This window comes from Bacillus thuringiensis (assembly GCF_022095615.2).
GTDB classification, from domain to species: Bacteria; Bacillota; Bacilli; order Bacillales; family Bacillaceae_G; genus Bacillus_A; species Bacillus_A cereus_AG.
In genome coordinates, this window is the sequence record NZ_CP155559.1 from 3,209,080 (window position 1) to 3,227,300 (window position 18,221).

Here is an 18,221-nt window from a genome sequence, read left to right on the forward strand (position 1 = left end):
CATGAAACAACTCTTCCAATTCGAATTCAAAAAAGCGTTTAAGAAAAAAACAACATGGATCGCAGTACTAACCTCTATTCTTTTCGTTAGTAGCTTATATTTCTTGAATTATTCTGTTGCGGAAGATATCCAGCGTGGGAATTTATCATTTGCACAAAATAGCATTAACATTTCGCAACAAATTTTAAAAGAACTAGAATTGCAAAAGATTGAAGCTGAACAGAATGGCGATATTGAAAAAATTACTGAAAATAAATTAGCTATTCAAGAATCGCAGCAATCTCTTTCCAAGAAGAACAACTGGATTGCGAACTATTCTCAAGGTAATTGGCAAAAAATATATGAAGAAAATATAACTGAATTACAATTTATGTTTAAGAGCTCAAAAGGCTCTAACTCGTTCCCTCAAGCAATTGAGAAACAAAATATTTCCTTATTTACAGCACGGGCAACGTTGGAAGAATTAGTATTACTGAAAAAAAATAAAGCTGAACCATTCATTCAAAATACCATTTATACCCCCTATCTATTTACAATTTACGATCAATTTACAGGTAATGCCTTAGAAGATTGGAAAAAGAGCACTATGCGTTATGGCACAACTGGCTCTTTATTTTTATATCAAATAATCCAGTACTACTATATACCAGTACTCATTTTATTGGGATGCTTTATTTTTGGAAACAATATCTCTTCTGAAATGAATAATAAGAAGCGTGGTTTGCACTTTTACTATACTTTGCCTATTAAACGAAAATCATTATTTATAACAAAGTATTTTAGTGGCTTTCTTTCTACACTTGTTTTCGTTTTACTAATGCTACTCATTCCTTTGTTATGTAGCTATTTCACGAAAGGAATAGGAAATTTTGATTATCCGGTCCTTGTATACGAAGGATCAGAGCTTAATCCATTTGGCAGTGAGTATAATAGTTTAAATCCCATTAAAGACCAATTTCACTTTATCACTTTGAAAAATTACTTCGGACAAGTATTATTACTAACTGTTGTACTCACATTTTTTCTATATTCTTTTTACTATATTTCATCACTTTTAATAAAAAGCCTAAGTATTACAACGTCTTTTGTAGGTATTATAACTTTTATCGGAATGAAGAGTTTCTCTTCTCCTTACAACCCATTTACTTACGTGAATATTCACAGTGTTCTAACTGGCGAAACAGCGACTTTAGTTTTTAATCCTTCTATTAATCTTTCAAATGGGATTATGTTAACATTTGTCTTAGGCTGTACTCTTTTATTCGCAGGATACAAACTATTTAGAAGAACATATAACTAGTACTAAAAATAAAAAAGGAAAACTAGTACCTATCTAGTTTTCCTTTTTAGTCAATTATTCATAGTATGAATAATTGATATGTTATCATCACGTTTATTTTTGCAGCCCTATCCATTCCCCCCGTAATATCCCCATAATCATACGATCAAAACAATTCCCATCTCTTTGCACTGCTTCTCTCATACAACCTTCTATCTGAAAACCCATCTTTTTATACAACCCAATAGCAGCTTTATTATAAGAAATAACATCCAGACCGACGCGGTGCAAATTCAATTCATAGAAAGCATATTTTAAGATAAGATGGATCGCTTCTCTTCCATATCCCTTCCCTCTATCATTTGCATCTCCTATACCAATGGCTAATAAACCCGTTCTGTTATTCCACTCTATGCCATGAATTGCAACAAAACCAATTAAGCGATCATCTTGAACTGTCCTTACCATGAAAGAAACACTATTCGATCTTCGCCCCTTTAATAGCCCATCACTTGCAATTTCTTGTATCGATTGCGGGAATGCTACATCTGTATCTACATTCCTTACATACTCACTATCTTCTTGCCACATAGCCATTACTACAGCATCTACTTCTCTCATAGCTGATAATTTAATCGTTTTATTTTGAAATAGATTCATTGTCATTTCAAACTCCCCCTTTTTTAATAACAGGGATAATTATTAGCCTATTTATCCCCTTATTCTATAAACTGCTTTATACACGGGATACTTACAATAAGCGCTGACATTGGCACATCTCCTCTACACGAAATTAACTTCATTGTATAATTTTTCGTTTATTCTAACAATATTAAAAAGCCCTCCAAATTTAGAGGGCCTTTCCTAATAGCGAAACTATATTATTTCGTAAACATTTTCTCCGCTTCATCCATTGCCATTTTGTTACCTAAAGCAGAATAGTCAAGCCATGGTTGGTCATTAATAATGTATACGTGCTTACCTTTAACAGCTTTTAAGTCTTTCCAAATTGGTGTTTCTTGAAGTTGTTTAAATGCAGCTTTCGCTTTATCATCTCTGTTAACAACAACGAAAATAGCATCTGCATCAAAGTCAGGTAATACTTCTTGTGAAATGACTTCGAAAGGACGGTTTCCATCAATTTTCTCTACACCATTTGCAGGTTGTAATCCTAAGTCTTGGAATAAAATTGGTCCCATCGGTCTTTTCGTACTAAATACTCGTAATTCTTTTGCAGTAACACGAATTGCCATTACTTTTTCGTTATTACCTAATTCTTTATCTATTAAACTTTTTACTCGTTTTGATTGCTCTTCGTAATCTTGAATATATGTATCCGCTTCTTTCTCACGGTTTACAAGTTTACCAACTTGTTTTAACTGATCTCTCCACGTGCCTTCATCTAAGTTGAAAGAATGTGTTTTTGCAATTTTTTCGTATTTCGCTAAATCTTTGCCCGCGTATTTTTCATCCACATAAATGTCAGTTGGCTTCAATTGAAGTAACGCTTCCATATTCGGATCTGTTACAACACCAAGTTTCTTCGTATCTTTCAACTGCTCTTTTGCGTGCGGTAAGAAATCTTTTAAATCTCCACCAATAACAGAACCTACTGGTGTAATTCCTAATGCAAGTAAATTATTTGTTAAATGAATGGACATAGAGGCGATTTTTGGATTATTACTTTTTTCCGTTTTTTTCGTTGCCTCTTCATTAGCTTTCGTTTGACCACATGCTGCTAATACTAAAATACACATCATGCTAAATAAAATAGTAAGTTTCTTTTTCATATGTTCTCCTCTTTGAAGTATTTATTTTGTTTTTGTAAGTAAATAAAGAAAATACGGTGCTCCTAATGCCGCCACTACTACACCAGCTGGAATAGAGTTTGGCTCAAATATAGAACGACCTATCGTATCTGCTAGTACTAAAATAATCATTCCAATAATGCCAGCTAGCGGAAGGAAATGCTGATAGGTAGTACCTACTAACTTTCTTGCGATATGCGGAGCAACTAAACCGATAAAACCAATTCCTCCTGCCATCGATACACTCGCGCAAGATAATCCAACCGCTGTAGCTAAAAGGAGTAACCGTTCTTTTTGAACAGAAACACCAAGCCCTGCTGCTACACTATCACCTAGTGACAATGCATTTAACGTTTTAGATTTTATCCATGTATACGGGGTTAGTATGAAAATCCAAGGTAATAATGCAAGGACATGAATCCAATCCCTTCCCCACACGTTACCAACTAACCATCTAGAAGCGAATGTATACGTCTCATCATTTAACTTGAGAGAGAAAAATAACGAAATCGCACTAAATCCAGCTGAAACAGCAATACCAACGAGAATAAGTCTAATAGGAAGTAAACCTTTTGACCGATCACTAGCCAGTATAATAATTAAAAATGCAGCTAGTACTCCCCCGCCAAATGTAAATAACGGTATTAAAATCGATGCATTCTCATTAATAGAATGAAAGAAAGTAACGAATATAATTAGCCCGAAAGATGCACCTGCATGTAATCCTAAAATACCAGGGTCTGCAAGTGCATTACGTGATAACCCTTGCAAAATCGCACCGGAAATCCCAAGGCCAATACCAGCTAACATTGTGATTATAATTCTTGGCATACGATAATCGTATAGCACGGTCTCACTCTCAAAATCACCATAACCGAAAAGCGTTTGAATTACTTTGAGCGGTGCAATGCTCAGTGTCCCTGTATTTAAACTAATTAAAATGACAGCGATACTAATACAACCAAAAATTGTAGTTACAGTAATGGCTCTCTTTTTATCTGTGTTCAAAAGATCCTTCACTTATAGCTCCCTCCCAACTTTACGTGCTATATAGAGGAAGAACGGAACTCCAACAAGAGCTACCATAATTCCTATTGCAAGTTCTTTAGGAGGGTTTACTGTTCTTGCCCCTAAGTCAGCTAAAACTAATAACATAGCTCCTAAAAATGCTGACATAGGAATAATGAGTCGATAATTCACACCAACTAATTTTCTAGCAATATGCGGGATAACTAGTCCTACAAACCCAATAGAGCCAACAGCTGAAACAGATACACCTGCAAGAATGACTACTATAATCATCCCTAGTATTCTCGTTCGGTTCGTTTTTACTCCTAAATTCGTAGCAACATCATCCCCCATTGATATGAGTGAAATAGATCGCCCTAACACTGTCGCAAAAACAATCGTTATGAGAATAATAGGAACTAAAAATTTCAAGTGTTCCCACTTAACCCCTGCAACACCTGAACTTAACGAATGCAAAAGCGCTGCCATAACGGCTCCAGCAATCGTTAACCTCATCGGTGTTAATCCGCCTGATGTTGCCGATCCGATAATAAAAATGAGTACTGTACTTAAGACTGCTCCAATAAAGGAAACAATCATCAAATAGGAATACGGCATATGCGGGAAAAAGGCAAAACTAAGTGCTACTACAAACATCGCACCTGCATTTACGCCAAGCACACCTGCATCCGCTAAAGGATTTCGTGTTACCCCTTGCATAACAGCTCCAGCCACCGCAAAAGCAGCTCCTACAACTGCTGCACCAATTACCCTTGGGAGTCTTAATTCATAAATAATTTGGTGCTGCGTTAATTTCGGATTATAATCAAAAACCGCTGTCCATACAGTTTGCAAATGGATATCCTTTGCACCAAATGCAACAGCTAAAAATATAGAGACGATTAAACATAAAATTGTTAAGCTCATGAAACATATGAACTTAATATGTAGCCAGCTATTATTGCCAGCATATACAGCAGGCTTATGTAACATGTTTCATTTCATCCTTTATATTCAGTTGTTTTTTATAATTATTTTTTATTTGTAATTATTATTGATAATAATTATCATTTTCATTTAGATATTATATCGCCACTTTTTTTAAATAGCAAACTATTTTTTTACTTTGCTACAATATTAAAATACTTATTACAATTCCCTTCCAAAACTTACAAATACACGCAAAATAGACTACTAGCTTATTTTTAAAATTGTAGTATACTTAGTCATTATTTTGAGTTTTCAAATAAAAATATTGAAGGTGACCCAATGTTATATATAAAACAACTACTACACTTCACTTACGCGCAAGCATTATCCTGCTTATTCCCAGGCGTTATTTTCTTAACACTAGCCCTTTCAAAAATCATATCGATCCCAGGGTTATACCGATATGATTTCATACTCATCGTATGTCTTCTTATGCAGTGGGTTATGTACAAGACTGGCCTTGAGACGAAAGACGAATTAAAAGTAATTACCGTCTTCCATCTCATCGGCCTTTTACTAGAAATATATAAAGTACATTTCGGTTCATGGAGTTATCCGGAAGAGGCATATTCAAAGGTTTTTGGAGTTCCACTTTACAGCGGCTTTATGTATGCAAGTGTCGCGAGTTACATATGCCAAGCGTGGAGAAGATTGCATTTGCAAATGCATCATTGGCCGAAGGCTATTTTTACAATACCTCTAGGAGCAATGATTTACTTCAATTTTTTCACACATCATTTTCTATATGACTTTAGATGGGTATTAACTTTACTTCTATTCATCGTTTTCTTTCGGACATTTGTGGAGTTTTCATTACGAGGCGTTACATATAAAATGCCACTCGTTCTCTCTTTTTTCCTTATCGGGTTCTTTATTTGGATTGCAGAGAACATCGCAACATTTTTCGGTGCATGGCAATATCCAAATCAACGTGAAGCGTGGAATCTCGTTCACTTAAGCAAAATTAGCTCATGGTTTTTACTCGTTGTTATTAGCATTATGATTGTTACACAACTTAAACATTTGAAGGAGTCGAAAAGATAATACTGATTATATAAAAATAGTTAGCCCATCACTCATTAGAGATTGATGGGCTTTTTTACCGTCCTTATCAAAGGAGTTATAAATTACAAGAGCATAAGCAGTTGCACATTATGAACTAGTACTAGCTGCAGATGTCGCTGCAGATGAAGCGGCAATCGTTGCCATCATAGCTGCTTGTTGTGCTTGTATAAGGACTTCTATCATAGTTTGTAAACCTGTGTTGGTAGCTTTACTTTCCTCACCTTTCTGACTTACGAACAGCTGAATAGCAATAAGAATATTTGTATCTGTATGCCAACGGAACAATTTCTCTCCCTGTAATTTTTCAATAAATGCTTTAATAGAATGAATCTCTTTTTCTCCATCCTCAAGTAACGCTAGTAGCCCGATAGCTGGATAATGCATCTGTTTCACTTTTACCTTTTCTTGTTTTAACAAATTCCATATGTTTGTACATGTTGCAACTAACATTTCTTCACGGACATCCTTCTTTAGTGAAAGAATGTGACTCAAAAATTGAAGATCATTCCCTTTACGCAAACCAGCTTTTGCTAGTTTCTGATACAGACGTTCTACACGGTCCATAAGTGTTTCTACATTCTCTGATTGTCCTGCTAATAAAACCGCAAGCGGATAATCATTAGTACTTGTAAGAAAAAGATGATCCTCTTTCATGCGTTTATATACTTGCATCGAACGCTGAATTTGCGTGCCATGCTGTTCATTTTCTTCTGTTAAAAGCACAGTTGAAGCGAGATACGTAAATATACTCCGGCTAAAGCCACCAGTGACCAATTGTTCATATAAATCTAAAAACTTCCGAAAAGCTTTCTTGTAATCTGTAAAGTGAATATCTAATGTTGCGGCCACTACAAAACGATGATAAGACTTTAAGTATGAAAACATCCCTACCTGATTCTTAATATAACTACTAATTTCTAAAAAACGTCCGAGATCAAACAATTTATCACTACCTGCATACATAGCAGCAATCATCATTCCTGTTCGAGAATCACTCGTTTTCCATTTTAGTTCTCCCTTTAACTGTACATATGTATGTTTATATTGCTCCAACTTTTGTTCTAATGTAATCATAGTATTCACCCCTATTTCTAGTTCTTCTCTATTATTATACGTATATTCCATATTTAGGAATACTATAATTAATAATCACACCATAAAAATTATAAAATTCTCTTATCCTTCTTCATCAGCACCACGATGATAATCCCTAATCCTTCAAGAAGTTATACAAAAAAGGTAGATAATAATTTATCTACCTTTTTTTGTATATATTATTTAACATTACAACTGTATTGCTTGTTATATGCAATTAAGACTAAAGAGCTTTAATAATACGTTCCATCGCTTTCATTTGCCCAATATGATCAGCTTCATGATAAAGCATCATACCGTAAAGCTCCCCTACTGTTTCCAATCCTAGGAATGGCTCTGGCAGTTTATTTTCAAATGCTTCTGCTGGAATTTCGTTAATACGTTTTGCTTGTTCTTTTAATTGAGCCGTTAATACTTCTAACGATGGTCCTTCTGTTTTCCATTTAGATGGTCGTGATCCATATCCAAACATACCTGGATATTCAGTTGGTAATTGTTTAAATTCTTTTCCAAACATGAAAACTTCTGCTGCTGTTAACACGTGACCGATATGCCAACGAATTGTATTGTTAAAACCCTCTGGCTGCGTATCCGCAGTTTTATCATCTAACGTTTCCATAAATTTAACTAACGCCCCGCGCGTCATTTCAAATTGTTTTAAACCCACTAGTCTATTCATTTTATCGTTCCCCTTCTTGATGTACAATTTATTATGAACTAAGAATGTTCAACTTATTAAAGTTTCACTTTGTTTAATTTATCAGAAACAATGAAGAAATACATCTAATTTGCTTAGTAAAAATAATAAAAAGGTTCACCTCTCGTAAATATAGAATTACTTACTACACAAATAGTTTAGTAAATAAAAGAGGAGTGTTAATTTCATGTTACATGTTTTAAAACAGCAATATAATCTTATTAGCGCTACAAGAGAAACTCTATTTTCGTTTTTGGAAGAAATCCCACTAGAAAAATTACATAGCACTGTTCCTAATTTCGGGAACGGTAGCATTATAAAGACGCATATTCATGTAGCCGATTGCTATCGATACTGGCTTGGATCATTCGCATTCAAGCAAAAACGAGCAGATTTTTCATTCGCTAGTGATTATGAAATTGAGCATGCAGATGTGGCAATAGTCCGTGCTAGATTTAAGTTAGTAGATGAGACTGTACAACGTTTTTTAGATGAATACAATGACCGTTGGCTCGAAAATATAGCCAATGAAGTGAAATGGCAAAAAGAACCTTGGAGTACAACACCGCTATGGCTTTTAACTCATACAGAAACGCATGAGTTTCATCATAAAGGACAAATCGTATCCATGGCTCGTCACCTCGGATACACTCCTCCTGATACAGATCTTAGTTAATTCTAACAACTCAACTACTATAACTGTCGTTAGCATTGTTTATATATGAAAAGGCTCTTCATTCTTTTTGATGTTGTTTATAGTTCTGCAATTTTTTTGCGGCACAAACTTGTATGTTATTTTAATTATGTTTGTGTCGTGTTCTTATTTATTAGTTTCATATCCAAAAAAAAATATATTAATATGTTTCCTTTTATTATTGCAGTTACCTAATCAATAAGAGGTTCTTTCTTTTTATTACAACTTTGCACAAAATAAATACGAATATTCCGAAAAATAAAGTTGAAAATGCTGGTAAAATTTTATCATTTGGCACGTACACACTCCAAAAAGAATTCAGAAGCGCATGAAAAATTAGACACATAAAAATACTTTTAGTTGCGTTAAAAATTGTAGTTAATAAGAAAGAAACGGCAATTGTCGTAATTATAAAGGCTATAAAATCCCTTTGAGTTTGATTCGTGCCTGGAATAAACCATAACGGCCAGTGCCAAATTGCCCATATAAAGCTTACAATAACCGTACTTAAAAATGCCGAAAATCTTTTCTGAAGGGCAGGTTGTAAGAATCCTCTCCATCCAATTTCTTCAAGACCACCACCAACGATCATTATTGGAAAACTAAGTAACGCCACGTATAATGGTTTTTGCATCGTTGCTCCACCAAATATCGTTGGAAGGTAACAGCTAATAAAAGCTAGAATAGTGATTAGAATATACCATGCAAAGTGATGTTTAGGATTTACAATATTTTTAATGAAACTTCTAAACTCCTCTTTTGATCCATATTTTTTCTTTAGACTAATCGCAATGATTGCCGGCATGATTCCGCCGAAAACAAATAGTATCCTCGCTAGCGGTGTACCAAATGTCGTAATGTTTAATCTTATCAAGCTAATTAATAACCCCCAAAGTGTCCATGTAACTATTAAAGTACATATTACATATCGTTTAATCTCATTCCCCATTTACTTGCCTCCTTTATTTTAATTACAGCATAAATTTGGATAAAATAAAATATTTAATGTTAAATTATCCCAAAAAAAAACATTAAAGGAACATCCATACTAAATCAGGCTTTTATGAGTGAGCCCACTTCCACCCACCTACTTTGCTTCATTCGCAATTCGAATGTGGAGTCTTACTATCCGTTAAGGGGGGATAAATAAACAAAAAAGGCTTGTTTTGAAAAACGATAAAGACACGCGCTTTTAAAGTGACGATAAAATAATTTAATTCTTGTTGAACTACAATGTAGATTATTGGTACATGCTTGTTTTCAGCTTAAAATATCTATAAAAAACTCGTTGATGCATTTTGTTATGTATAAAACTTTTATTATTCGTTTTAGGTATACCATATCATGATAAAATTCATGTAACATCAAAGTAAGACACATACTTTTCAAACAATACACAAAATAAAACTCTTCTTCCATGTAGAGCAAAAATATTTATATACTCTATCACCAAACTTAAGGAGAAATTTATAATGAGATTAGAGAGTGAAAGAATTTATTTAAGGCCCCTTTGTGAACTAGATGCACCCATTATATTAGAAAGTACGATGGATAAAGAAATAAGATATATGACTGGGACCAAGCCTACTTTTTCATTAGAACAAATTAAGAAACATATAGAAAATATAAATAATGATTCAAGTCGCTATGATTTCGCTATTTGCTTGAAAGGCAATGACGAAATGATTGGAGAGTTATCGATTTTAAATATCGATGAGGAGAACCAAAAAGCAGTATTCAGAATATCGATGATTTCTATTCCCTTAACCGGAAAAGGATATGGAACTGAAGCTATTAAAATAGTTTTAAAGTTTGTTTTTGAACAACTCACATTAAATCGTTTACAGTTAGAAGTATTTAGCCATAACTTACGTGGAATTAGAGCTTATGAAAAGGTTGGGTTTATAAAAGAAGGAACTTTACGTCAATCTTTATTTTATAACGATACATACTCGGATGAAATTATTATGGCCATACTTAAAAGTGATTATAAAAATATGCTATAAAGAACCGATACTTGTTTCATCCAAGTATCGGTTTTCTCTATACAAAAGTGCTATTCTTCTTTCGTATAAAACAAATATTTCTCCACTTACTTCTTTGTAAAAGACTCCCTCGTTACATCAATAAATTGCTGTAACGGCGCTGTCATCCATTTATCTTTATGCCAAGCAATTTGTGTATAAATCGGAGAGATTGCATTTTCTAAATGTAACTCTTTTATCGTCCCTTCTCGTATATCTTTTTCTACTACTATTGCTGGTAAAACTGCTATACCTAAATCTGCAATAACACATTGTTTAATTGCCTCGACACTAACAAATTCAATCTTATTTGCTGGATATACGTCTTCCCTGCGAAATAACTCTTCAAATAAAGTCCGATACGAGCAACCAAGTTCTGTTAACAAAAGTGTTTCCTTCTCTAAATCTTTTATAGAAACGGGAGTTTGCTGAAATAAACGATGCCCTGGAGCAGCTACTACTTTTAATTCTTCTTTCATAAGTGGTTCCACATGCAAAGCATCTTCTGTTTTACATTCGTCTAAAATAAATGCAAGATCTACTTTCCCCTCCATCAATTGTTCCTTCGCATCTTTATTGGAGTGTGCGGGTTTAAATATAAGTTTTATTTGTGGAAATTGCGCTTTAAATTTCTTTAATATGGATGGAAGTCTATATGTACACTGACTTTCTTGTGCACCAATTATTAACGTACCTGCTAGTTCCTCATCATCTTTCACAGCCATTTTTGCTTCGTTACTAAGTGCAATCATCTTATCAGCATATAGTTGAAACTTTCTGCCTGCTTCAGTTAAGAAAAGACGTTTTCCTAACCTTTCAAATAACGGCGTACCTAACTCAGCTTCTAACGTTTTAATTTGCGCCGTTACGCTCGATTGAGCAAAGTTTAATTTCTTCGCAGTTTGTGTAAAGTTCAAAGTATCTGCCGCTACTTTAAATGTAATTAATTGTTTTATCTCCATTTACCATACCTCTTTTCGATCGATATTTCCGATTGATTACATCGAAATAATCTTCTTTTTCTATCGATATTTGTATTGTATGATAAAGAGCATCGACAAACAATAAAAATGGAGGTATTCCATATGAAAGCACTTTGTTTCGAACAGTTTGGAAATCCAGATGTACTACAATATAAAGAAATACATGATCCAATCATAAATCCAAATGAAATTCTTGTCCGTACGAAAGCAATCGGATTAAACTTCGCTGATATTTATAGACGCCGCGGCGATTATCATCTCGCTGGCAATCCACCTTATATATTAGGCTATGAAGGAGCTGGAATTGTTGAAGAAGTAGGAGCTGACGTTACTACTATCAACCCAGGAGACCGTATTGCATTTACGGACGTCCCATTTGCAAACGCAGAACTAGTAGCTGTTCCATCAGAGAAAGCAATCCCACTTCCTAAATCTATTTCTTTTGAAACAGCCGCTTCTGTATTATTACAAGGATTAACTGCACACTATTTAACGAAAGATAGCTATCAAATAAAACAAGGTGATATAGCTTTAGTACACGCTGCGGCTGGTGGCGTTGGGCAACTTCTTATTCAAATGATTAAACTACTAGGCGGAACAGTAATCGGCCTTACGTCATCAAACGAAAAAGCAAAAGTAGCCACGTTAGCTGGCGCTGATCACGTATTTTTGTATACTGAATCATGGCCTTCAAAAGTACTTGAAATAACAAATGGTACTGGAGTAAATGTTGTATATGAATCAGTAGGCTCTACATTAGAGGAAAGTTTTAACGCTACTAAAACTAGTGGTACTGTCGTATTTTACGGAATGGCTGGCGGTAATCCTGCGCCCGTTGATCCGCGTATGCTTATGGATACTTCAAAAACGTTAACTGGCGGAGACCTTTGGAACGTGCTTACTACTTTTGAAGAACGTAAGCAGCGCTCTACTCAATTATTTGATTGGATCGCTAGTGGAAAATTAAACATTGCGGGTCCTACTACATTCTCTTTACAAGACGGTGCCCGTGCTCATGAATTATTAGAAAGCCGTAAAAGTACTGGGAAGATTTTATTAATCCCATAATACACAAAAGGAAGCTAGATTTCTCTACCTTCCTTTTCTTATATCTATTTGAGATAGTATTATATTTCCACACTTTCTTTCCCTTTTGCAACATAGCTCATATCTCCAACTGACTCGACTGTATATGTTCCACCTTGATATACAACCTTCGTCACACTAGCGTTTTCCACTCCAAGTTTTGTTTTGCTACTGTCTAACATTTCTATTAAGGCAGTAATCAAAAGCCCATGAACGACAACTAATACGTTACCGCCGCCATTTTTAGCAGCTTCTTCACTAATTTGATCAATCTCTGCTTTTATACGAGTAGAAAACAACTCCCAATCTTCCGCTTGTTTCGTAGGATCTGCTGCTCTAATAAGATCAATAACTTCTTGAATAGAAAACTTCATGAGTTCTTCTGGTGACGAAACGCCTGCAGCTTTTCCAACTACATCCCACATATTTTCAAGCTTTTCACCTTCAAAAATACCGAAATTCAATTCTCGTAAATCTTTTCTTTGCTCAAGTTTCAATTTTGACTGCTCACTATATTTTAATACTAAATTAGCAGTTTCAATTGCGCGGCCGCTGTCACTACTATACGCATTCGTAAAATGAATATCTTTTAATCCTGTTCCTAAATTAGTGGCAACTTCCACACCTTTTTCTACTAACGGAGAGTCTGCCCAACCTTGCGCGCGATGATTCGTATTTAATATTGTTTTACCGTGTCTTGTAACATATAACGTAACTGCATTCTCATTTCTCTCTGTTTCTCGCTTATTCATTCTCTTCGCTCCCTTTACATTGCTAAATCAATTTTACCATCTTAATTATTCATAGAGCAAAATATACGTCAGTAATATTCTTACTAAAAAAACGCTATCTTTCTGTATATCCCTACAAAAAGATAGCGTCTTTTATAATTACATTTCTTAACCGATTTTCCTACTCAGCAAAAGCACTCGAATATTGCACCATTCCTTCTACACCTTCAAGAGCATTTTCCCTTAATTCCATTACCATAAACACTTCATCTGGCACTTCAAATGGTGCTTTTATATTCCATTCACTTGCTTTCTTAAAACCAAATTTCGGATAGTACTCTGGATGTCCTAATACTACAACTGACCCGTATCCAAGGTCTTTCGCTTTATCTAAAGCAGCTACAATAAGCTTTCCACCAATTCCTTTTTTCTGATGGCCCCTAGCAACTGAAACCGGTGCAAGTGCTAATGATTCTACAGAAGTTCCATTCTGTTCTATCTTAATTTTGGATAACATAATGTGACCGACTATTTCCTCATCTACCGCAACAATTGATAATGCAGGAACAAATGCTTCACATTCTCTAATACGTTTTACAAGTTCATGTTCTGTTTTATCACTAAATTCTTCATGTAAAAATGCTTGTTGTACAACTTCTTCTGTTTTTCTATAATCGTTTTTTTGTTCTTGTCTAATCGTTACCATTCTATATTATCCTCTATTCTTTCTTATTTCTTTTTGGATTTTACGAAGCGCTTTTTTCGATCCGCGTTCAATATCATGCTGCATTTTTCTTTCTTTATAATCGACAAATAGTGTATTTAAATCGTATCCCTCTGGGTATAATTCTTTTGCCGCTACCTCTAACGTAATACGTTTTACATTCACTTCAACGAATTCACCGTTATAATATACAACGACGTTATAGAAATTATCTATTTCCTTATAGATAATACCAAAATCATCATAATCTAATACATTTACACGATCGCCGATTTTATACTCGTAATGGTTTTCTCTTTTTTCTTGCACGAATTTCGGTTTTCTAATTTTACTTTCATTCACTTTTTCTAAAGCGTACTCTTTATTTCCCATATACTCTTTCGCTCTTTTCAGTACATGTTCTTTTACGCTCATTTTATTCGCAATCCAAAGTGCATTACTTTCCCCTGATTTACCGATCACTATTTTATATAGAGGCTCTAATGTCTCACTATTAAATTGCATTGCTGCATTCATAAAATCATCGTGCATTTCTGAGAAGCGTTTAATTTCACCGTAATGCGTACTCGCAACTGTAATACATCCTGCAAGGTACAACTCTTCTAAAATAGAAATTGCAAGTGCTGCTCCTTCATTCGGTTCAGTCCCGCTTCCTATTTCATCAAATAATAGCAACGTATTATTATTTGCCATCCTCATAACCTCGGATAGATTTTTCATATGAGATGAAAATGTACTTAGTGCATTTTCAATACTTTGATTATCACCAATATCTACAAATACATTTTCGAAAATAGCAATTTCTGTTTCTTTATCTCCAGCAATATGCAGACCTGACATTGTCGCTAATGTTAACAATCCGATTGTTTTTAATACAATTGTCTTCCCGCCCGCATTTGGTCCTGTAATAATTAAACTACGATAGTCTTGACCGATTTCAAAGTGTAACGGTACTACTTTCCCATTTAAAAGCGGATGCTTACAATTTACTAAATGAATGTAGCCATGATCATTTAATTTCGGCTCTATTCCATCAATTGATTTACTAAACTTCGCTTTCGCAAATACCATATCATACTGACTAATTAGCTCCATGTTAATCTTTATACTATAAATGTTTTCTAACACCATTCCTGATAAAGTCGCTAAAATCTGATACTCTTCAACCGCTTCTTCTGCTTTCAAACCTGCTAATTCTGCATTCAATTTCGTAACCGTATGCGGTTCTATAAATACAGTAGAACCTTTAGCGGACGCTTCAACTATACTTCCCGCAACTTGATTTTTATAAGAAGATTTAATTGGAATCGTATACCTATCATCCTTCTTACTAATAAAGAATTCTTGAATATACTTCTTATTTGCACTACTATTTAAAAACTTCGTTAAACGTTCTTTTATTTTCCCATCTACCGAATCAATGTTATTTCGAATTCGTTTTAACTCTTTACTTGCAGCTGCATCAATACTATTACCTTTAATTGAAAAGTTAATTTCCTCTTCAATACTTTTATATTCAGTCATTGAATTTGCATAAGAAGCCAATACTGGCGCAAAAAATTCTTTATCTAACATAAATTTTTTAATCTTTCTACAGCCACGTAAAAAGTCAGAAACACTTACTAATTCTTCTGGATCTAAAATCAGCCCTTTTTCTATTTTTTGAATTGTACTAGCAATATTAGAAATGCCGAAGAAAGGAACATGCCCTTCTGCATCTAATATAGCTCGTGCTTCTGTCGTTTCATTCAAGCGATTCCTCACTACTTTTATACTCGTACTCGGCTCTAATTTGTTTAATAATTCCTTACCTAATCCACTTACACAATAAGATTTCACTATATCCTTTAATTCGTTATATTGTAACTTTTCAAAAGTCATCGTATTCATTTTGTTTCTCCTCACTATGATTGATTTTTATCATAAATGAAGATACCTACCCATTAGATTCCAATGAGCTCTACATTATTCAATTACCATTTTTATACATTAAATATATATACAAAAAAGCTGCGGGGATACCGCAGCTTTTACATTTACAAGGCATGTGTAATAACATATGAGGAAATAAGCCATAAAAAAACGGATGGCACTCCTCTTATTACACGCTTTATAAAGTATTGTAGGTATCTTCATAGGTATCGAAATAAATCCATGACAAAATTAGGGGTATGCTATACATAAAAATCCCCTGGTCTTATCCGATTTATTTCATTAAATTTTTCCTATTTAGTACCTACCGCACTCACAAAAAGCACCTCTCATTAATTTATATTATAGTCATTGAAATCTAATTTACTGAAATCATCATACTATATGTTTTGTAAGAAGTAAAGGTGTCATACCTTTATAACTATGCAGCATGTAAAAAGGAAGGTGGAAACCTACCTCTGAACATATATAGAAACTGATCCCCCACTTACATGGAACTGTCCCCATCCGTCCTTATTAATTGTTACAGTATTTGTTTGATTACCCGTAATATCGTACCATACTTCCCCTGCGTTATTCTTTCCAACATCCATCCACTTTTCCCCTCCTGGTCCATCAGAGATTAATGTTGCTAAACCAGAATTAGCATGTACACTATCACCTTCTCTTGTCCAGCCAATCACATCTGGATGATCAAAATAATCACGCTGCGTACCATATGCAAAGTTTTTTCGTGCCGTTAAAATCGGATCAATTTTGTCCTTTAACGCTGGAATTTCATAGTTACTATTTCCTTTTGTACCATAGTAATCACCATAGAAAACAGAAGGATATCCCTCTGCACGCGTTAAAATAAATGCATATGCCAACGGTTTGAACCAAGGGCTCACTACAGATTCCAATGACTGACCAGGCTGTGAATCATGATTTTCAACTAGCGTAACTGCAAGTGTAGGATGATTCGCAACTACTGTTCCTTTTAAAATATTTCTCATATCATAATTCCCATTTCCTTTTGAAGCATAATGAAAATTATAATGAAGTGGTGCATCGAACACAGATTGATTATAGTTGACCTTCGCTAAATAATTATTTAAAGTCTGGATATCATTTTGCCAATATTCAGCTACTGCAAACATTTCTTTCCCCGTTTGCTGTCTGACATGATTTACCCAATCGCGCAAATATTCATGATCAATATGTTTAACAGCATCTAGACGAAAGCCATCTAAATTTAATTCATTCGCATACCACGTTCCCCATTTTTTCATTTCATTCGCAACATCTGGATGATCAAAATCAAGATCCGCATACATCAAATAATCATAATTCCCATTCTCGCTAGACACTTCCCAGTCCCACGCTTTACCTATGCCCCTAAATTTATAAATTCGGTTTAATTTCCTTCCTTCATCCCAATCCGTTCCGTCAAAATGATACCATTTCCATTTGAAATTAGAATAAGAATCTCCACGCCCCGGAAAGTTAAATCCCGTCCACGCACTAATTTCATAATCACCTGATACTTCAACATTTCGATTGCTCGGGTCTACCTCAACTGCTGTGACAGTTTCCGTATAATCAGCCCCACCTTTATGATTCATAACTACATCACCGTATACATCGATGTTTTTCTTATGTAAAGCGTCAATTGCAGATTTCAATTGTGCTTTCGTCCCATATTTCGTCCGCACTGTTCCCTTTTGATTGAATTCACCTAAATCATATAAATCATATGCTCCATATCCTACGTCATTTTGCGTAGTTCCTTTATATGCAGGTGGTATCCAAACAGATGTAATGCCTTTTTGCGCTAAATTTTCAGCATCAGTACGCAAACGATTCCAATGATTCCCATCATTCGGAGCGTACCACTCAAAATACTGCATTAGCGTTCCATTGTTAACTGTATCTGCATATGCTTTACTCCCCCCATATATACTAGGTAAAAACATAACAACTGATAATCCGACTATTGTTATTCTTTTAAACATCTGTACTCCATCCCCTCCAAAGAAAACGTTTGCATACTTTATCGGAATTATTATAATATTCGTTCCACAATTAGTAAAGTAGCAATCTCTCACTCTCCCACATTATTTTTA

Annotated in this window: 17 protein-coding genes; 5 read left to right on the plus strand and 12 right to left on the minus strand. The window is 34.6% G+C overall.

Annotated features, from left to right (window positions below):
* The first annotated feature begins 1 nt into the window (after position 1).
* The gene (locus KZZ19_RS16730) at positions 2-1,300 is read left to right on the plus strand and encodes an ABC transporter permease subunit (protein ID WP_237980753.1); all 1,299 of its coding nucleotides are present in this window, start codon (positions 2-4) and stop codon (positions 1,298-1,300) included.
* Positions 1,301-1,393: 93 nt separating this feature from the next.
* On the opposite strand, the gene KZZ19_RS16735 is transcribed toward KZZ19_RS16730, so the two are convergent.
* The 4 genes from KZZ19_RS16735 to KZZ19_RS16750 form a co-directional block, all read right to left on the minus strand.
* The gene (locus KZZ19_RS16735; RefSeq protein ID WP_237980752.1) at positions 1,394-1,945 is read right to left on the minus strand and encodes a GNAT family N-acetyltransferase; all 552 of its coding nucleotides are present in this window, start codon (positions 1,943-1,945) and stop codon (positions 1,394-1,396) included.
* A gap of 215 nt (positions 1,946-2,160) precedes the next feature.
* Positions 2,161-3,069 carry an iron-hydroxamate ABC transporter substrate-binding protein gene (locus tag KZZ19_RS16740; RefSeq protein ID WP_237980751.1) on the minus strand — a complete coding sequence of 303 codons (909 nt, stop codon included), beginning with the start codon at positions 3,067-3,069 and terminating at the stop codon, positions 2,161-2,163.
* A gap of 21 nt (positions 3,070-3,090) precedes the next feature.
* Positions 3,091-4,107: a FecCD family ABC transporter permease gene (locus KZZ19_RS16745; RefSeq protein ID WP_071731236.1), complete on the minus strand. Its 1,017-nt coding sequence runs from the start codon at positions 4,105-4,107 to the stop codon at positions 3,091-3,093.
* Positions 4,108-5,088: a FecCD family ABC transporter permease gene (locus KZZ19_RS16750; RefSeq protein WP_237980750.1), complete on the minus strand. Its 981-nt coding sequence runs from the start codon at positions 5,086-5,088 to the stop codon at positions 4,108-4,110. It lies immediately after the preceding gene.
* 276 nt (positions 5,089-5,364) lie between these two features.
* Here KZZ19_RS16750 and KZZ19_RS16755 point away from each other — a divergent pair, with 276 nt between their 5' ends.
* Positions 5,365-6,129 (plus strand): DUF817 domain-containing protein, encoded by a 765-nt coding sequence (locus tag KZZ19_RS16755; RefSeq protein WP_237980749.1) that lies wholly within the window; start codon positions 5,365-5,367, stop codon positions 6,127-6,129.
* A 108-nt stretch (positions 6,130-6,237) separates the two neighbouring features.
* On the opposite strand, the gene KZZ19_RS16760 is transcribed toward KZZ19_RS16755, so the two are convergent.
* Together KZZ19_RS16760 and KZZ19_RS16765 are read right to left on the minus strand one after the other, a co-directional pair.
* Positions 6,238-7,275, minus strand: coding sequence for a DUF4003 domain-containing protein (locus KZZ19_RS16760; protein WP_237980748.1), 1,038 nt, complete (start codon positions 7,273-7,275; stop codon positions 6,238-6,240).
* Between the two features lie 193 nt (positions 7,276-7,468).
* Positions 7,469-7,924, minus strand: coding sequence for a DinB family protein (locus tag KZZ19_RS16765; RefSeq protein ID WP_098343530.1), 456 nt, complete (start codon positions 7,922-7,924; stop codon positions 7,469-7,471).
* A 205-nt stretch (positions 7,925-8,129) separates the two neighbouring features.
* Here KZZ19_RS16765 and KZZ19_RS16770 point away from each other — a divergent pair, with 205 nt between their 5' ends.
* A complete protein-coding gene (locus KZZ19_RS16770; protein ID WP_098343529.1) occupies positions 8,130-8,618 on the plus strand; it encodes a DinB family protein in 489 nt (162 codons plus the stop codon).
* Positions 8,619-8,823: 205 nt separating this feature from the next.
* Here the strand turns inward: KZZ19_RS16770 and KZZ19_RS16775 are convergent, their stop codons facing one another.
* The gene (locus tag KZZ19_RS16775; protein ID WP_088097181.1) at positions 8,824-9,585 is read right to left on the minus strand and encodes a CPBP family intramembrane glutamic endopeptidase; all 762 of its coding nucleotides are present in this window, start codon (positions 9,583-9,585) and stop codon (positions 8,824-8,826) included.
* A 523-nt stretch (positions 9,586-10,108) separates the two neighbouring features.
* Here KZZ19_RS16775 and KZZ19_RS16780 point away from each other — a divergent pair.
* Entirely contained in the window at positions 10,109-10,642 is a 534-nt protein-coding gene (locus tag KZZ19_RS16780; RefSeq protein WP_088097182.1) for a GNAT family N-acetyltransferase, read from the plus strand.
* Between the two features lie 86 nt (positions 10,643-10,728).
* On the opposite strand, the gene KZZ19_RS16785 is transcribed toward KZZ19_RS16780, so the two are convergent.
* Entirely contained in the window at positions 10,729-11,622 is an 894-nt protein-coding gene (locus KZZ19_RS16785) for a LysR family transcriptional regulator (protein WP_237980747.1), read from the minus strand.
* 123 nt (positions 11,623-11,745) lie between these two features.
* On the opposite strand from KZZ19_RS16785, the gene KZZ19_RS16790 reads away from it, so the two are divergent.
* Complete coding sequence (locus KZZ19_RS16790; protein ID WP_226545110.1) at positions 11,746-12,711, plus strand: quinone oxidoreductase family protein; 966 nt, start codon at positions 11,746-11,748, stop codon at positions 12,709-12,711.
* A 59-nt stretch (positions 12,712-12,770) separates the two neighbouring features.
* On the opposite strand, the gene KZZ19_RS16795 is transcribed toward KZZ19_RS16790, so the two are convergent.
* From KZZ19_RS16795 to amyS, 4 genes are all read right to left on the minus strand, one after another.
* The gene (locus tag KZZ19_RS16795; protein WP_088097185.1) at positions 12,771-13,481 is read right to left on the minus strand and encodes a histidine phosphatase family protein; all 711 of its coding nucleotides are present in this window, start codon (positions 13,479-13,481) and stop codon (positions 12,771-12,773) included.
* Positions 13,482-13,641: 160 nt separating this feature from the next.
* Positions 13,642-14,166, minus strand: a complete 525-nt coding sequence (locus KZZ19_RS16800; RefSeq protein ID WP_098343521.1) for a GNAT family N-acetyltransferase — start codon at positions 14,164-14,166, stop codon at positions 13,642-13,644.
* Positions 14,167-14,172: 6 nt separating this feature from the next.
* Positions 14,173-16,074: an endonuclease MutS2 gene (locus tag KZZ19_RS16805; RefSeq protein ID WP_237980746.1), complete on the minus strand. Its 1,902-nt coding sequence runs from the start codon at positions 16,072-16,074 to the stop codon at positions 14,173-14,175.
* 494 nt (positions 16,075-16,568) lie between these two features.
* Positions 16,569-18,110 (minus strand): alpha-amylase, encoded by a 1,542-nt coding sequence (gene amyS / locus KZZ19_RS16810; RefSeq protein WP_237980745.1) that lies wholly within the window; start codon positions 18,108-18,110, stop codon positions 16,569-16,571.
* Between the last annotated feature and the right edge of the window lie 111 nt (positions 18,111-18,221).

Bases quoted from the DNA above. Each gene is read 5' to 3' on its own strand.
- KZZ19_RS16765 (WP_098343530.1), bottom strand. From the start codon at position 7,924: ATGAATAGACTAGTGGGTTTAAAACAATTTGAAATGACGCGCGGGGCG.
- KZZ19_RS16795 (WP_088097185.1), bottom strand. From the start codon at position 13,481: ATGAATAAGCGAGAAACAGAGAGAAATGAGAATGCAGTTACGTTATAT.
- KZZ19_RS16735 (WP_237980752.1), bottom strand. From the start codon at position 1,945: ATGACAATGAATCTATTTCAAAATAAAACGATTAAATTATCAGCTATG.
- KZZ19_RS16760 (WP_237980748.1), bottom strand. From the start codon at position 7,275: ATGGAATATACGTATAATAATAGAGAAGAACTAGAAATAGGGGTGAAT.
- KZZ19_RS16800 (WP_098343521.1), bottom strand. From the start codon at position 14,166: ATGGTAACGATTAGACAAGAACAAAAAAACGATTATAGAAAAACAGAA.
- KZZ19_RS16770 (WP_098343529.1), top strand. From the start codon at position 8,130: ATGTTACATGTTTTAAAACAGCAATATAATCTTATTAGCGCTACAAGA.
- KZZ19_RS16750 (WP_237980750.1), bottom strand. From the start codon at position 5,088: ATGTTACATAAGCCTGCTGTATATGCTGGCAATAATAGCTGGCTACAT.
- KZZ19_RS16780 (WP_088097182.1), top strand. From the start codon at position 10,109: ATGAGATTAGAGAGTGAAAGAATTTATTTAAGGCCCCTTTGTGAACTA.
- KZZ19_RS16730 (WP_237980753.1), top strand. From the start codon at position 2: ATGAAACAACTCTTCCAATTCGAATTCAAAAAAGCGTTTAAGAAAAAA.
- KZZ19_RS16785 (WP_237980747.1), bottom strand. From the start codon at position 11,622: ATGGAGATAAAACAATTAATTACATTTAAAGTAGCGGCAGATACTTTG.
- amyS (WP_237980745.1), bottom strand. From the start codon at position 18,110: ATGTTTAAAAGAATAACAATAGTCGGATTATCAGTTGTTATGTTTTTA.
- KZZ19_RS16775 (WP_088097181.1), bottom strand. From the start codon at position 9,585: ATGGGGAATGAGATTAAACGATATGTAATATGTACTTTAATAGTTACA.
- KZZ19_RS16755 (WP_237980749.1), top strand. From the start codon at position 5,365: ATGTTATATATAAAACAACTACTACACTTCACTTACGCGCAAGCATTA.
- KZZ19_RS16790 (WP_226545110.1), top strand. From the start codon at position 11,746: ATGAAAGCACTTTGTTTCGAACAGTTTGGAAATCCAGATGTACTACAA.
- KZZ19_RS16805 (WP_237980746.1), bottom strand. From the start codon at position 16,074: ATGAATACGATGACTTTTGAAAAGTTACAATATAACGAATTAAAGGAT.
- KZZ19_RS16740 (WP_237980751.1), bottom strand. From the start codon at position 3,069: ATGAAAAAGAAACTTACTATTTTATTTAGCATGATGTGTATTTTAGTA.